Origin of the sequence: Vibrio salinus, from assembly GCF_021272385.1 — a bacterium.
Lineage (GTDB): Bacteria > Pseudomonadota > Gammaproteobacteria > Enterobacterales > Vibrionaceae > Vibrio > Vibrio salinus.
The window spans coordinates 827,627-842,270 of record NZ_JAJSDZ010000009.1; the positions used below are offsets into that span (position 1 = coordinate 827,627).

Genomic DNA, 14,644 nt, shown 5'->3' on the forward strand with positions numbered 1-14,644 from the left:
GGTTTCCATGATTAGTTTTTAACGAAGTCAGTCCATGTACGGGTCAGGACACGTGTAACTTTCATCGGTAGCATCTTGCTTGAGTACAGTTTTTTCTGAACTTCCGGTGTCGGGAAGATACTTGGGTCGTTCAGTATTTCTTTATCCACGAATTTGCGTGATGGAATGTTTGGATTGGAATACCAGACATAGTTTGTAATATCCGCAATAATTTTTGGTCGTAAGATAAAGTTAATAAACTTCAGTGCGTTTTCCGGGTGTTTTGCATCCTTTGGAATTGCCATTAAATCGAACCAGGCTAACGCGCCTTCATTAGGTATTGAGTATGCAATTTCAACGCCATTTTTTGCTTCCGAAGCCCGATCGGCTGCCTGCATGACATCACCTGACCATCCGATAACCGCACAGATATCACCGTTAGCTAAATCATTGATATACTGAGATGAATGGAAATATGAAATGTAAGGGCGAATTTTTTTCAGCATTGCCAATGCGGCTTTATAATCTGCCGGATTGGTTGAGTTTGGATCTTTCCCGATGTAATTTAGTGCAGAGGCCATGATTTCGGTTGGTGCATTCAGAAATGCGACACCACAGCTACTCAGTTTTTTCATGTATTTGGGCTGAAATACCAAATCCCAACTATTTACCGGTGCATCATCACCAAGCAACTCTTTGACTTTTTTAACGTTATAACCAATTCCTGTTGTACCCCACAGATATGGCACCGCATATTTATTTCCCGGATCTACAGAATCCGAAAGCATTTTCATAAGTTGTGGATCTAGGTTTTTATAGTTAGTCAGCTTACTTTTATCCAGAGGCATAAATGCCCCTGCTTTTGCCTGACGTCCGAGGAAGTCATTGGATGGAACAACCAGATCAAAGCCGGTATTACCGGATAAAATTTTTGCCTCCAATACTTCATTTGAATCGAAAACGTCATAGACAACTTTGATGCCGGTTTCTTTTTCAAATTTACTGATGGTATCTTCGGCAATATAGTCTGACCAGTTGTAAATGTTCAGAGCTTTTTCTTCTTCAGCATGAACAACTGAGACAACTGAGGCTGCCATGAGTCCAACCAGAGCCGTTTTTTTGAGTTTGTTAAACATATTATTCTCCAATCCATGGGGTTGATATGTTTGACAAGACTTATAAGTTAGTCAGGGTCTTGTCGAGTGCCAGTTTTGCCCGTTCAACGAGCAAATCGATTTCATCTTTGGTGATGATCAGTGGAGGAGAAACTATCATTGTGTCTCCCACTGCACGCATGATTAATCCATTTTCAATGCAGTGTTCCCGGCATTGCATTCCTACTTCCAAATTTTTGTCGTAGCGCTCTCCGGAGGTTTTATCGCGAACGATCTCTATTGCACCGACCATTCCTTTTGATCTCGCTTCTGCAACAAGCGGATGTTGTTCCAGTTCTTTCCATTTATCGGCAAAATAAGGAACGATGGATTCTTTTAGTTTTGGAATAATGTTACGGGCTTTCATTTCTTCAATGTTGGCAATAGCAACTGCGCAGGCTGCCGGATGTCCTGAGTAGGTAAATCCATGAGCAAATTCCGAATCAGCGGCATTGAGGACTTCAGCGATATTATCGCGAACCATTACTCCTCCAAGAGGAAGGTATCCGGATGTAATCCCTTTTGCCATACAAAGAAGATCGGGACGAATATTGTAAGTTTCGCTTGCAAACCACTCACCAGTTCGCCCGAAGCCACAGATAACCTCGTCGGCAATTAACAAAATTTCATATTTGTCACAAATTCGTTGGATTTCCGGCCAGTAAGATTCGGGTGGAATAATCACGCCACCCGCGCCCTGAATCGGTTCTGCAATAAATGCGGCGACATTGTCTTCACCTAATTCCAGAATTTTTTCTTCCAGCTGACGTGCCCGTTCTAAACCAAATGCTTCAATGTCATCCCCTTCACATTCACCAAAAGCGTAGGGTTGGTCGATGTGCACAATATCAGGAATAACACATCCTGTTTGTTTGTGCATGTACTCCATGCCACCCAGGCTTGCACCGGCAATCGTACTGCCGTGGTAAGCGTTTTTACGGGCAATGATGGTTTTTTTATTGTTTTTACCAAGGTTGGTCCAATAGTAGCGAACCATGCGGATAACTGTGTCGTTGCACTCAGAACCGGAACCGGTGAAAAAAACGTGATTCATTCCATCAGGAGTAACCTCCGACAACAGTTTGGCCAGTTTAGCCGCTGGTGGATGTGATGTCTGAAAAAACAGATTGTAGTAGGGAAGTTTGCCGAGCTGCTCTGTTGCAGCATCAATTAAAGGCTGACAACTGTAGCCTAAATTAACACACCAAAGCCCGGACATTGCGTCAAGGATCTCATGACCATTTTCATCATAGATATAGATGCCTTCCGCTTTTTCGATAATACGTGAGCCTTTTGTATTTAAATTATGATAGTTACTGAATGGGTGGAAGCAGTGTTCCGCATCATATTGAACTAATTCAGACATTTGAAAATCCTTTTTCATTTACATCAAAGTTGGTTAAACATTAAGTAACAGGAACTCTCGTTCCCAGGAACTGATGACCTGGAAGAACGTTTGATGTTCTTTACGTTTGATTGCGATATAGGCCGCAACGAAACGTTCACCTAAAACTTCTTTTAATTCATCGCAGTTGTCTAACAACGTCAGTGCTTCCTCTAATGTGTGTGGCAGCGTGTATGGGTGCTGACTGGTATCATCAGTAGAGATGGATGTCGGCTTGATTTTGTTTTTAAGGCCTAGATACCCAGAGGCCAGGCTCAGAGCCATTGCCAGATAAGGATTGGCGTCAGCGCCAACGTAACGGTTTTCAACCCGTCTGGAATTTTTGCCGGATACCGGAATTCTTAAGCCAACAGTACGGTTATCTTCTCCCCATTCAAGGTTTGTCGGAGCGCAGTCTCCAAATATCAACCTGCGGTAAGAATTGACGTTTGGGGCAAAGAATGAGATAGCAGCCGGGGTGTATTTCTGCATGCCTCCGATGAAGTGCATAAAGAAATCACTGTTTGAGCCGTCCTCGTTACTGAACAGATTTTTTCCGTCTATGTCCAGAACGTTCTGATGGATATGCATGGCACTGCCTGGTTCCTGCTCCATTGGTTTTGCCATAAAAGTGGCATATACATCGTGTCTCAGAGCGGCTTCCCGTACGGTTCTTTTAAACAAAAAAACCTGATCAGCACTTTCCAGCGCGTCACCATGGTCAAAGTTGATTTCCATCTGAGCGGCACCCGATTCATGGATAAGCGTATCAACATCTAATTTTTGAATTTCGCAGAAGTCGTACATTTCTTCGAACAAGGGGTCAAATTCGTTTACAGCATCAATACTGAAAGATTGACGGGCGGTTTCAGGCCGTCCGTTACGTCCGATTGGTGGTTGCAGCGGATAATCCCAATCGAGATTTTTCTGGACTAAGAAGAATTCCAGTTCAGGAGCAACAACCGGAGTCCAGCCTTCTTTCTCATAAAGCTTTAATACTCTTCTTAATACGCTTCGGGGTGCAATATCGGCGGGTTCGCCTTCAGAGTCAAAGCAGTCATGAATGATTTGGGCGGTGGGTTCTTTTGCCCAGGGGACAAACCGGATGGTATTAAGGTCAGGTTGCAGCTGCATGTCACGTTCAGTCAGGTCAACCATACTGTCATCATCAGGCCATTCTCCGGTCACAGTCTGAAAAAACAGACTTTCAGGAAGACGCATCCCCTGATCGTGAATGTACTTATGTGCCGGAATGATTTTTCCTCTGGCGTTACCTGTTATATCTGGAACTAAACATTCAACTTCGGTAATTCGGTTTTCATTAAACCAAGATTTGATGATATCCATATCAGTCACTGTCCATGTTTAACTGTAAAGTTTTTTGAAACATTTATGTAACAACTTAAATCCTAGAATTGCCGAAAAATTGGTCGCTTGTCAATTGCTTTGTTAATTATTTTTATAAAAAATAACTTTTTTATGTTCAATGTAAATGATGTGTTGCAATATATTTAACATTGTGTTTATTTAGAAATGGTCTGTTTTTTGAGCTGCATGAAAAGGATATCGAAAATGGAGCAAGGAAGAAAAAAATGGATGACGGCAGAAGATCTATCTGTTGCTGATAGATTTATAGAGCAGAATCCTGATATTAATAGTATTGATTTGATTTTGTTCGACATGAATGGAATGGAAAGAGGTAAGCGCATTCCAGTCTGTATGCTTCATAAAGTCATCAAAAATGGCGTTTGTATGCCAGCATCAGTATTTGCATTAGACATTACTGGTGAAACTGTGGAAGAAACCGGACTTGGTTTCGAACTGGGTGACGGCGATCGGCTTTGTCGTATTGTGCCGGGGACATTAAACGTAACTCCATGGAAAGAGGGGGTGGCTCAGGCGGTCATTACCATGCTTAACAGGGATGAGACACAGGGATTTTTTGCGGATCCACGTAATGTGTTGCATCGTCAGATTGGGGAAATGACCGATCGCCATTTTTACCCATGTGTTGCAGTCGAATTTGAATTTTATCTTCAGGACAACAAGTTAGATAAAAATGGTTGTCCTCAGCCCCCCATCATGCCTGTCAGTGGTAAGCGGATGACGCAAACGCAAGTGTATTCTCTGGAAGAGCTTGATGAATTTCGTAGTTTTATTGATGAAGTCATTAGTGTTTGTGAAATCCAGGATATTCCCGCTTCTAACATTATTGCTGAATATGCACCAGGTCAGTTTGAAGTGAATCTGAAACATAGCAAAGATGTTTTATTAGCCTGTGATCAGGCGATGTTGATGAAGCGGGTGATCCGGGCTATTGCTAAAAAACATGGTTTTGAAGCGAATTTTATGGCGAAACCTTATACTGAACATGCCGGTAATGGTTGTCACATTCACATCAGTATGATGGATGCAATGGGGGTGAATGTTTTTTGTAATCAGCCAAAAGTTTTCGAAAATGCCATTGGTGGTATATTGAAATGTATGCCTGATACGATGGCGGTTTTGGCCCCGAATGCCAATTCTTTTCGCCGTTTCCAGCCGAATATGTTTGTATCGTTGTGGCCAAACTGGGGATGGGACAATCGCACTGTTGCTGTTCGTATTCCCTCCGGTAATCTTGAAGATACCAGAATTGAGCACAGGTTACCTGGTGCAGACTGTAATCCATTTTTGGTTATTGGCACTATCATGGCAACGATGCTTGAAGGCATTGATAAGAAAATTGAACCTCCTGAAGCCATTGAAGGAAATGCGTATGATAAAGAAGGCGAAAACTTTTTGCCTCTTTCCTGGCCTCAGGCTTTAGAACGTTTTCACAGTAGTGAGGTCTTAAGTGAGCGTTTAACCCCCCGGTTCTGTCGGGTCTATCACGAGAGTAAGCATAGCGAACAAATCCATTTCTTTTCTAAAGTATCACCACTGGAGTATGAGTGGTACATGTAGCGGAGTGCTAAATTAACGGTTAAATTTTGTAAGTTAAGGATAACAGGTAATGAAACAACCACATGCAGATTCATATTATGCATTTAGTGCGAACCAGTCATTCGATTTTCCGGAATTAACAGGCGAACAGAAAGCAGATGTTTGTGTAGTCGGAGCGGGAATCACAGGGACTGTTGCTGCGATTGAACTTGCCAAAAAAGGCTATAGTGTCATTGTTCTTGAAGCTGAAAAAGTTGGCTGGGGTGCTTCCGGGAGAAGTGGTGGTCAGGCAATCTTTGGCTGGGCCAGCGAGCAGGATACGTTAGAAAAACTGGTCGGTGATGAGGAGGCGAAAACATTATGGGATATGTCGCTTGAAGGGTTAGCGACCACGAAATCCTATATTAAAGAGTATAACATCGATTGCGATTGGCGCGATGGCATGGCTCATCTGGGTGTAAAGCCACGACATGAAAAGGAGCTGAAAGCCTGGTATGAAAGTCTGACCGGTAAGTATGGTTATGATTCTCTTGAACTTTGGGATAAAAATGAAGTTCGTCAGCATATTGACAGCAGTCGCTATACCTTTGGCATGCTTGATCATAATAGTGGGCATTTACATCCACTGAATTACACACTGGGTTTGGTTAAAGCAGCAAAAGAACTTGGTGTTACTTTCTATGAAGGAAGCGCTGTACGGAAGATCAATCATGGTGATAAGGTTCGGTTGGATACTGAGAGAGGTCACGTTACAGCAGATAATGTTCTTTTAGCCTGTAATGCTTATATGAATGGACTGGAGTTCAAACTTGAAAGCCGGGTAATGCCGGTGGGTACGTACATTTGCGCCTCTGAGCCTCTTGGAAAAGATGTAGCTTTAGGATTAATGAAAGATCATATTGCCGCCTGTGATATTAATTTTGTATTGGATTACTTCCGGTGTTCGGGTGATTACCGGATGCTATTTGGTGGTCGCTGTAGCTACTCCGGTATTGATCCCCGCAGTATTGAAGGCTCAATGCGTAAACGGATGGTGGATGTTTTTCCACAGTTAAAAGAATCAAGAATTGATTTTGCCTGGGGAGGTTTCGTTGGTATTACAATGAACCGGGCGCCATATTTTGGCCGGCTTAAGAAAAATGTATTTTACGCACAAGGCTTTTCCGGCCATGGCATTGCCGCAACCAGTATGGGCGGTAAAGTGATGGCCGAGGCGGTGTCCGGTACTGCTGAGAGAATAGATGTTTTTGAACATATATCCCATATGCCGTTCCCCGGCGGAAGGGTCTTCAGAACTCCGGCTTTAGTACTAGCAATGACTTACTATCGGATCAGAGATTTACTGTAATCACTGTTGGTTGTCTATTCTATTCCTGCTTTTAAATAGAAAAATTTTCTAAAAAATAAGGATTTTAAAGTAAAAAAAACGAAAAACTTTCTTAACTGCAAGCGTATATTTGTTTAACCGGATACAGAAAAAAGGATAAACAGATGAAAGAGCAGGTATGGGATAAGTTGATTAATATCACTAAAAAAGAAGTGGTACCCGCTTTAGGATGTACAGAGCCCGTTTCCGTTGCTCTGGCTGCTGCCATTGCAGCAGAGAAATTAACCGGTGATCTGAAGTCTGTTGTTGCTTATGTTTCTCCTAATCTGATGAAAAATGGTATGGGGGTTGGTGTACCGGGTACAGGTATGGTGGGATTACCGATTGCAGCCGCTGTGGGTTCGATTGCCGGTGATGCTGAGGCAGAACTGGAAGTATTAAAAAATATTACTGACGATGATGTTGAGTCAGCAAAACAGTTTTTAGATAGTGGGAGTGTTTCCGTTCATGTTGCTGATATTTCACAGGCTTTATATGCAGAAGTCATGGTAAGCAATGGAATAGACACCGTTTCAGTAACGATTGCAGACAGCCATACACAGGTAGTTCAGATTAAAGAGAATGGTATTACCACTTATATACGGAAAACCGATAAGGTTTCATCTTGTGAAGAGGAAACTGATAATCTTTTTGAAGAACTGTCAGCCAGAGATATTTATGATTTTTCGGTGAATGTCTCTGTTGAAGATATCGAGTTTATAGAAAAAGCTAAAGAGCTGAATGATGCTCTTTCTCAGGAAGGATTATCAGGTCATTACGGTTTGCAGATTGGTGCTACTTTTCTGCGTAATGTTGAAAGAGGACTGCTTTCCGGTGGGTTACTAACAGAAGTGCTTGCCCGGACTTCTTCAGCTTCCGATGCCAGAATGGATGGAGTAATGAAGCCGGCGATGAGTAATTCCGGTTCCGGTAATCAGGGCATAGCTGCAACCATGCCAGTTGTCGTCACAGCTGATTATCTGAATAGCTCTCGTGAGAAAACGTTACGGGCTCTGATTATGGCGAACTTAATGGCGATTTATATAAAAAGTTACCAGAATAAATTATCAGCTCTTTGCGGTGCAACCACGGCTTCGATGGGGGCTGCCGCTGGTATTACCTACCTGATGGGCGGGAGCTATAAGCAGATTAGTTATGCAGTGAGCAGTATGATAGGTGATATTGCCGGTATTATCTGTGATGGCGCAAAGACCAGCTGTGCTATGAAAGTATCTTCATCAGCAGGAGCGGCAGTCAAAGCCTCTTTGATGGCTCTTGATGATATTCATGTGTCAGGTAATGAAGGTATTGTTGCCGATGATGTGGACACATCTATCCGAAATTTATCCATTTTGGCTAATGGCTCAATGATTCAGACGGATGTTCAGATTTTGGATATTATGGTTCGGAAAAGTGCTTGACAGTATATAAAACACATTGCATTAATCTGAATTTACGGTTCAACCAATGAAAGAGAGTGCTCTGTTTTATCCGGCTTTTACGGTCAACCATGAGCAATTTGAGAATTCAGAATTTCTGGTTTCTACTTCAGTATTAAATGAGCTGGTGCAGTTCCGTCCTTTCATTTTGGAATGATACATGGCTTTATCTGCCCGTGAGATAATGCTTCGGACATGGAAGTCATCTGCTAATACTTCTGTCACGCCGAGACTGGCCGTTACATTGACATTGTATTTTCTAAGTTCGCAGACACTTTCTTCTAATTGGATACGGAGTTTTTCTGCTACGAAAAAGGCATTATCTATATGTGTATCTCTGAGAATAATAGCGAACTCTTCTCCGCCAAATCTCCCGATAGTATCGCATGAACGCAATTCTTGCAGGCAAACGTTAACTACATGTTTAATAACTTCATCCCCAGCCGCATGCCCCAGAGTGTCATTGACTCGCTTAAATTTATCAATGTCGAACATGATTAATGAAAACACACGTCCAAACTGATGGTATTCGTCAATGGCGGATTTCAGTGTATTGGTTAATGAACGACGGTTAAAGATAGAGGTTAATTCATCTATTTCTGATAAAGACTTGAGTTGTTGTTCAAGAACATGTTGTTGGGTTATGTTTTTAGCAATCCATAACACGGTTTTTTCCCCGTCATGTATCAGAGGAAGGGGTTTGATAGTACCTTCAAACCAGATTTCCTGAGGTTTGGGCACATCTGCAGGTAAATCGATCATATCCTGCTCATCAAATTTGTACTTTACTTTTTGCGTTTGGTTTGTAGACAATGATGTACGGATGTAAAACAGAAACATATCTGACATTTCTTTCGGGGTAACATCATGCAACTTTTTTCCTATGAAGGGTTTACAGTCGAAACCAGTCGCATTGTCTTCACCACCGAAGACATCAACATATATCCCTGATTCTGAGAAAATAAAAATGTGATCTGGCAGCGTGTCTAATATTTTAAAATAACGACTTAGCAGTTCTTCATTTTCAGATGTTTGTCTATTTTCCAGGTGATCAGATTTGTTCAATATGAAATATCCTTTTCTAATACCCACAAAAAGCCATCATACCATTGCTCTTATAAATTGAACATCGTCCATTTTTATTTACCGCATATTATGAGCTTATCCGTATGTTAGAAAGGTATAGGCAGATAAGCGATTATATCACCTATCATTGGTTCTTTGATGACAAATAATGAGTAGTATAAGAACCTCATTGTCAACTACTCATTATTTGTGTGTGGAATGTGGTTATGATAATAATGCTGTTTGAGGTTCTACGAAATTCAGTCCGTGACTTTTCGCAACGGATGCATTAGTTATCTGGCCGTGAAACACATTTAGTCCATTCAAAAGGTGCTTGTCGTTTAAAAGGGCTTCTTTATAGCCTTTGTCAGCCAGTGCAACAATATAGGGTAAGGTTGCATTATTCAGAGCAAAGGTTGAGGTTCTCGCTACGCCTCCGGGCATGTTAGCTACGCAGTAGTGAACGACCTCATCGACGATATATGTCGGTTCCTGATGTGTGGTCGCGACAGAAGTTTCAGAGCAGCCTCCCTGATCAATAGCAACATCGACGATAACTGAACCTGGTTTCATTTTTTTAACCAGTTCTTTTGTAATGAGCTTCGGTGCTGATGCACCCGGAAGAAGAACTGAACCAATCACCACTTCAGAGGATGTGACGTGCTTTTCAATCGAGTCAGCAGTGGAATAAACCGTTTTCACTTTTCCTTGATAAATCGTGTCTACTTCCCGTAATGCATCGATATTTTTATCCAGAATAACGACCTCAGCTCCTAGACCTGCAGCCATTTGCGCCGCATTTCTTCCCACAACACCAGCGCCTAAAATAGTTACTTTTGCAGATTCTACACCTGGGACACCGCCTAGTAACATTCCGCATCCGGAATTTGATTTTTCTAGTGATGTCATTGCAGCCTGAATTGACATTCTTCCGGCAACTTCTGACATAGGAGCCAGTAATGGCAGCGTTTTTTTATCGCTGGTGACGGTTTCATAAGCAATACATACCGCTTTGCTTTTCATTAAATCCTGAGTCTGAGGTGCATCAGGTGCGAGGTGAAGATAGGTAAACAGAATCTGGTCTTCACGAAGCATCGCACGTTCAGATGCCTGAGGCTCTTTAACTTTTACAATCATGTCGCATTCGGAAAATACGACTTCAGCATTTGGAGCAATGTTTGCACCGGCATCAATAAAATGTTGGTCAGAAAACCCGATGCCGTTACCGGCATTGGTTTCTACCATTACTTTATGACCACGTTCAACCAGCTCTTTGACACTGGCGGGAGTCATTCCGACTCGGTATTCGTGGTTCTTAATTTCTTTAGGTACACCAATTAACATATATTTTCTCCAGAATCTGAATTATGTAACGTGATTGTGAGCAATCCATTTATAGGTTATTTATTCTGATTTAGCAACGATTACATAAATTATTTGCCTGCCATAGTGAGATTGTGATAGTTAATTACTCTGAATTATTTTTTAAATTAGGTTTATTATTCCTTGTATTATTTGTGATTTGGCAAGAATTACTGAATTTTAGCAATAAATGTTGAAATATTTTATTACAACTTTATCAGTTAATTAACAATATTGACTTAGTGTAATGACAGGTTAGATCGTATTTCACTAAAAAAAGTGGGTACTGCGCTAAAAATATTTTGTTTGACTATATTGATTGAGATGAATTTGGGGGAAGGATTCACGAATTAAGAAATAAAAAAACCGCCGTAAGTACGGCGGTAATAAAAGTGGCGGAGAGATAGGGATTTGAACCCTAGATACGCTACAAACGTATGCCGGTTTTCAAGACCGGTGCTTTCAACCACTCAGCCATCTCTCCGTAGTGGGAAGAATACTATCGATATCTTATTAATATGTAAAGTGTTTGACGTGTTAATTGCTCTATTTATAGGCGATTGATTAAGGTTTTTTGATGAAGTGCTGTTTTTTAGTGTTTCAATACAAAAAAAGGAAGATTCTCTTTCGAAAATCTTCCTCAGGTGTATGGTCGGACTGAGAGGATTTGAACCTCCGACCCCCGACACCCCATGACGGTGCGCTACCAAGCTGCGCTACAGTCCGATGAACCTCAATCTAATTGCTTTCATTCCATTAGTCAAGTCTGAATCAGTGCTAATGTAATGATTTAATTGCTTTTTGTATAAAAACGCTGCAATTCGGTCAAACCTTGCATCAAAATGGGTAGTGTCGGTGTTTTATCTGGTTGTCTTTTATAGTTTTTATCAAATACTTTAAAGTTACCAAATTTATCGATGACCGTTGTGTTATTTTTCGTAATCAATGCAAGTTCACGAGCGTCTCCGGCTAAAATCCACCGACGTGGTTTTTCACTAAATAAATTTCGGCCACTACTGTAATCTGACGGATTGGAAGATACCCCTAACAGATCTTGCAATAATGTTACTGACACGTCTAAGTGGCTTGTCTTGTGAGTGAATGCACTTGCTACCCGTCCTGGCCAGTGAATAATGAGAGGGACTTTTAGCTGATAGTTGCTGTAGTTCGTGTTAGAACCCCATGAGTTTGTTTTTGTTTCGTTGAATTCCGTACCATGATTCGAAGTAATAATGACAACTGTTGAATCTAATAGTTTATTTTCATTAAGTCTTTTGAATAACAGGCTCAATTCTGAATCAGCAGTCTGGACTGACAGTTCATAGTTTTCTTTTAGATGCTGATCCGGAGTTTCTTTACCTGGGTTGGTTTGGTGTATGGCATCGAAGTCCTGTACAGTCACTAATTCTAAATAACTAAACCACGGAGAATTCGCTTGTTGTTGGGTCCATGATGACCATTGTTCAATTACCTGCTCATCTTTTGATTCGTCGGGTTGATTAAACGGTATTTTTTCTAAAGGTAATCCTCTGAACACAGTTTTTGCGTAGAGCGAATCATCAAAGTTATCACCACTGAATAAACCAAAGTGGTAATCCTGTTTTTGCAGCGTGCTCATGAGTACCGGTAAAGTCCCCTGAACGGCGATACTACCGGAGTAACTGCTTGGTAGACCATAAAACAGGCCAAAAATGCCAAACATATCGTTACTGGAACTGTAATGATTGATGAAATTTAAATTCATGCTGGCAAAAGCGGAAGCATGAGGCATGTCTTTAGGGTTCAGGCTGTCACTTCTCAGGTTATTGACGCTGACTATAAGAATATTCAGATCGTTCGGACGCCTGTCAAACGAAAGTGGTTCAAGAGGGTAAGAAACCAGATCCACATTTTCTTTTTTCTTTTGTTCGAGTTTCCGGCGATATTCTTCTCTGTCTAACAGGCCATGTTTTTCCATGAAAGACTTCGCTGTCATCGGATAGGACAGCGGAAAATTAGATCGTTGACTGGTCACCGGTGTATAGAGAGAGGCATCTGACCATACATAAATTAAATGACTGCAAATAAATGCGACAAAGAAAATGGCAGCTAACGGACGACCGATATGTTTGTGGGAAAGTCGTCTTTGCTTTCTCCATACCCACTCAGCCAGCCCCAGTTCAATGGCGAATATCAGCGGAAGCAAAATGAATAAGTGTTGTAAATCGGCTGAAATAGCGCTGTTTTCATCACTGAAAATTAATTCCCAGACCACCGGGGTTAAGTGGAAATTAAAGGACTGATATGTTTGCGTATCGATAAGTAGAACCGTTAGCCCAAAAGTTGAGAAACAGACGGAAACAAACCGGAAAATCCGGCTTGAGGGTAATAGAAACGTCAGTGGGAACAGGATTAACAGATAAAGAGCAAATACAAGAAAGCCAAAGTGGCCGACCCAGGATACAGCCAGATACAGTTGCCCCAAAAAGGTGTCAGGCCACGGCGATTGGCTGATGTAACGCGTGCCAATCAGCATTGCTGCAATAATATTGAAAAAAGCAAACCAATGACCCCAGCCAACGAGTCTAGATACACGTTCTCCGTAGGTATTTCCGCTATCTACCATTTTGTATTCTTATCCGTTTTAATTTTATTTAAAAATTAGTGAACTGAACCTTCAATCGATGACATTAATGCTTGAGCGAATTTTTCCGCGATAACCGTTCTTTGTTCTTTAGATATTTTTTGGTTAATGACATTTGTTGCAATATTGCCGGCAATCATCAAAACAAGGTCTGACGAAGCATTATGCTTATCAAACACGGCGGCAACTTCCGCAAGTATCGTTTCGATTTTTTGGTCACTGTATTTAGATTGTATAGGCATATGGACTCTAATGGTGATAGAAAAACGTCTTATGATACCCTACTATAGCTACCAACTGAAACCAGAACACATACAAAATCTTATGAGCCTAGATCTATTTAACGTTATTTTGCATCAAGTTTGCAAAAATGAATCGGAAGAACTGGTAGTTAACTACCGTTCTCAGGCATTGGAAAATAATACCGCGACGAGTAATTTAGTTGCTGAATTACATCGTGTTTTTAATTCTAAGTCAGCAAAAGGCTTTGGTATTTTCAGGTCTGACAGCGAAATGAAAACCTGGTTGCAGGAACTGAAAAATAATGAACTGAATTTTTATGATTTTTCACAGGTTGCCGGAAATAAATTAAAACAGGAGCTGGCAAAATACCCGTTTGCTGATGAAGGTATTCTGGTTCTGGCTGAATATCAGTCTTTGGCAACCCATTATTTATTCATCGGTTTGTTACCTAATAGCCAAAGCTTGAAAGTAACCGAAGGACTGGATATCAGTGCTACTGATTATCTTGATATTAATCATATGGATATCGCCGCAAGAATTGACCTTTCACTGTATGACTCCGAACCGGACTCGAATCGATACCTGAGCTTTATTAAGGGTAGAGTCGGACGGAAAATCGCCGATTTTTTCCTTGATTTTCTGCAGGCAGAGGTGGGGCTGGATACAAAACAACAGAATCAGGTGTTGATGCAGGCGGTAGACGATTTTTGTACCGACTCTAAGCTGGATAAAGAGGAATCCACCAGTTATAAAAAGCAGGTTTACGACTACTGTAATGAACAGATAAAAGGTGGTGAAGAAGTCAGTATCAAGGAATTGTCAGGTGAACTTCCCGGCCATACCACTGAAAACAGCAGTTTTTATCAGTTTACTCGTGAAAACGGTTATGAGCTGGAAGAAAGTTTTCCCGGAGATCGGTCGACAGTGAAAAAACTGGCTAAGTATGTTGGGGCAGGAGGTGGTTTAAACATTAGTTTTGATAGCCTGTTGCTTGGTGAACGTGTTTTCTATGATCCGGAAACCGATACGCTGACCATTAAAGGCACGCCGCCGAATCTTAAGCACCAGTTGACTAAATCATAAACCAATAGAGCAGGGGTTGGG

Annotated in this window: 11 protein-coding genes and 2 tRNA genes; 4 read left to right on the forward strand and 9 right to left on the reverse strand. The window is 41.4% G+C overall.

Going from position 1 to position 14,644, the window contains the following annotated elements; all coding sequences use genetic code 11:
- Positions 1-11: 11 nt before the first annotated feature.
- The 3 genes from LRQ06_RS12095 to LRQ06_RS12105 form a co-directional block, all read right to left on the reverse strand.
- A complete protein-coding gene (locus tag LRQ06_RS12095) occupies positions 12-1,076 on the reverse strand; it encodes an extracellular solute-binding protein (RefSeq protein ID WP_308218828.1) in 1,065 nt (354 codons plus the stop codon).
- 79 nt (positions 1,077-1,155) lie between these two features.
- A complete protein-coding gene (locus LRQ06_RS12100; protein WP_232766681.1) occupies positions 1,156-2,499 on the reverse strand; it encodes an aspartate aminotransferase family protein in 1,344 nt (447 codons plus the stop codon).
- Positions 2,500-2,532: 33 nt separating this feature from the next.
- On the reverse strand, positions 2,533-3,864 hold the full coding sequence (locus LRQ06_RS12105) for a glutamine synthetase family protein (RefSeq protein WP_232766682.1): 1,332 nt from the start codon (positions 3,862-3,864) through the stop codon (positions 2,533-2,535).
- Between the two features lie 225 nt (positions 3,865-4,089).
- Between LRQ06_RS12105 and LRQ06_RS12110 the strand changes: the two genes are divergently transcribed.
- The 3 genes from LRQ06_RS12110 to LRQ06_RS12120 all read left to right on the forward strand — a co-directional run bounded on the left by LRQ06_RS12110 (position 4,090) and on the right by LRQ06_RS12120 (position 8,229).
- On the forward strand, positions 4,090-5,463 hold the full coding sequence (locus LRQ06_RS12110) for a glutamine synthetase family protein (protein WP_232766683.1): 1,374 nt from the start codon (positions 4,090-4,092) through the stop codon (positions 5,461-5,463).
- A gap of 49 nt (positions 5,464-5,512) precedes the next feature.
- Positions 5,513-6,790, forward strand: coding sequence for an NAD(P)/FAD-dependent oxidoreductase (locus LRQ06_RS12115; RefSeq protein WP_232766684.1), 1,278 nt, complete (start codon positions 5,513-5,515; stop codon positions 6,788-6,790).
- Between the two features lie 143 nt (positions 6,791-6,933).
- Positions 6,934-8,229: an L-cysteine desulfidase family protein gene (locus tag LRQ06_RS12120; protein ID WP_232766685.1), complete on the forward strand. Its 1,296-nt coding sequence runs from the start codon at positions 6,934-6,936 to the stop codon at positions 8,227-8,229.
- Positions 8,230-8,295: 66 nt separating this feature from the next.
- Here LRQ06_RS12120 and LRQ06_RS12125 read toward each other — a convergent pair whose 3' ends face one another.
- From LRQ06_RS12125 to LRQ06_RS12150, 6 genes are all read right to left on the reverse strand, one after another.
- Positions 8,296-9,312: a sensor domain-containing diguanylate cyclase gene (locus tag LRQ06_RS12125; RefSeq protein WP_232766687.1), complete on the reverse strand. Its 1,017-nt coding sequence runs from the start codon at positions 9,310-9,312 to the stop codon at positions 8,296-8,298.
- Between the two features lie 225 nt (positions 9,313-9,537).
- Positions 9,538-10,656 carry an alanine dehydrogenase gene (gene ald, locus LRQ06_RS12130; protein ID WP_232766689.1) on the reverse strand — a complete coding sequence of 373 codons (1,119 nt, stop codon included), beginning with the start codon at positions 10,654-10,656 and terminating at the stop codon, positions 9,538-9,540.
- Positions 10,657-11,067: 411 nt separating this feature from the next.
- Positions 11,068-11,158: transfer RNA gene (locus LRQ06_RS12135), tRNA-Ser, on the reverse strand.
- A gap of 165 nt (positions 11,159-11,323) precedes the next feature.
- Positions 11,324-11,400: transfer RNA gene (locus LRQ06_RS12140), tRNA-Pro, on the reverse strand.
- 64 nt (positions 11,401-11,464) lie between these two features.
- A complete protein-coding gene (locus LRQ06_RS12145; RefSeq protein WP_232766691.1) occupies positions 11,465-13,279 on the reverse strand; it encodes a DUF3413 domain-containing protein in 1,815 nt (604 codons plus the stop codon).
- A 35-nt stretch (positions 13,280-13,314) separates the two neighbouring features.
- Entirely contained in the window at positions 13,315-13,539 is a 225-nt protein-coding gene (locus LRQ06_RS12150; RefSeq protein WP_232766693.1) for a YejL family protein, read from the reverse strand.
- An 82-nt stretch (positions 13,540-13,621) separates the two neighbouring features.
- On the opposite strand from LRQ06_RS12150, the gene yejK reads away from it, so the two are divergent.
- A complete protein-coding gene (yejK, locus tag LRQ06_RS12155) occupies positions 13,622-14,623 on the forward strand; it encodes a nucleoid-associated protein YejK (RefSeq protein WP_232766695.1) in 1,002 nt (333 codons plus the stop codon).
- Positions 14,624-14,644: the final 21 nt, after the last annotated feature.

Excerpts from the sequence above, each read along its gene's own strand:
- LRQ06_RS12095 (WP_308218828.1), bottom strand. The coding sequence starts at position 1,076 with ATGGCAGCCTCAGTTGTCTCAGTTGTTCATGCTGAAGAAGAAAAAGCT.
- LRQ06_RS12100 (WP_232766681.1), bottom strand. The coding sequence starts at position 2,499 with ATGTCTGAATTAGTTCAATATGATGCGGAACACTGCTTCCACCCATTC.
- LRQ06_RS12105 (WP_232766682.1), bottom strand. The coding sequence starts at position 3,864 with ATGGATATCATCAAATCTTGGTTTAATGAAAACCGAATTACCGAAGTT.
- LRQ06_RS12110 (WP_232766683.1), top strand. The coding sequence starts at position 4,090 with ATGGAGCAAGGAAGAAAAAAATGGATGACGGCAGAAGATCTATCTGTT.
- LRQ06_RS12115 (WP_232766684.1), top strand. The coding sequence starts at position 5,513 with ATGAAACAACCACATGCAGATTCATATTATGCATTTAGTGCGAACCAG.
- LRQ06_RS12120 (WP_232766685.1), top strand. The coding sequence starts at position 6,934 with ATGAAAGAGCAGGTATGGGATAAGTTGATTAATATCACTAAAAAAGAA.
- ald (WP_232766689.1), bottom strand. The coding sequence starts at position 10,656 with ATGTTAATTGGTGTACCTAAAGAAATTAAGAACCACGAATACCGAGTC.
- LRQ06_RS12145 (WP_232766691.1), bottom strand. The coding sequence starts at position 13,279 with ATGGTAGATAGCGGAAATACCTACGGAGAACGTGTATCTAGACTCGTT.
- LRQ06_RS12150 (WP_232766693.1), bottom strand. The coding sequence starts at position 13,539 with ATGCCTATACAATCTAAATACAGTGACCAAAAAATCGAAACGATACTT.
- yejK (WP_232766695.1), top strand. The coding sequence starts at position 13,622 with ATGAGCCTAGATCTATTTAACGTTATTTTGCATCAAGTTTGCAAAAAT.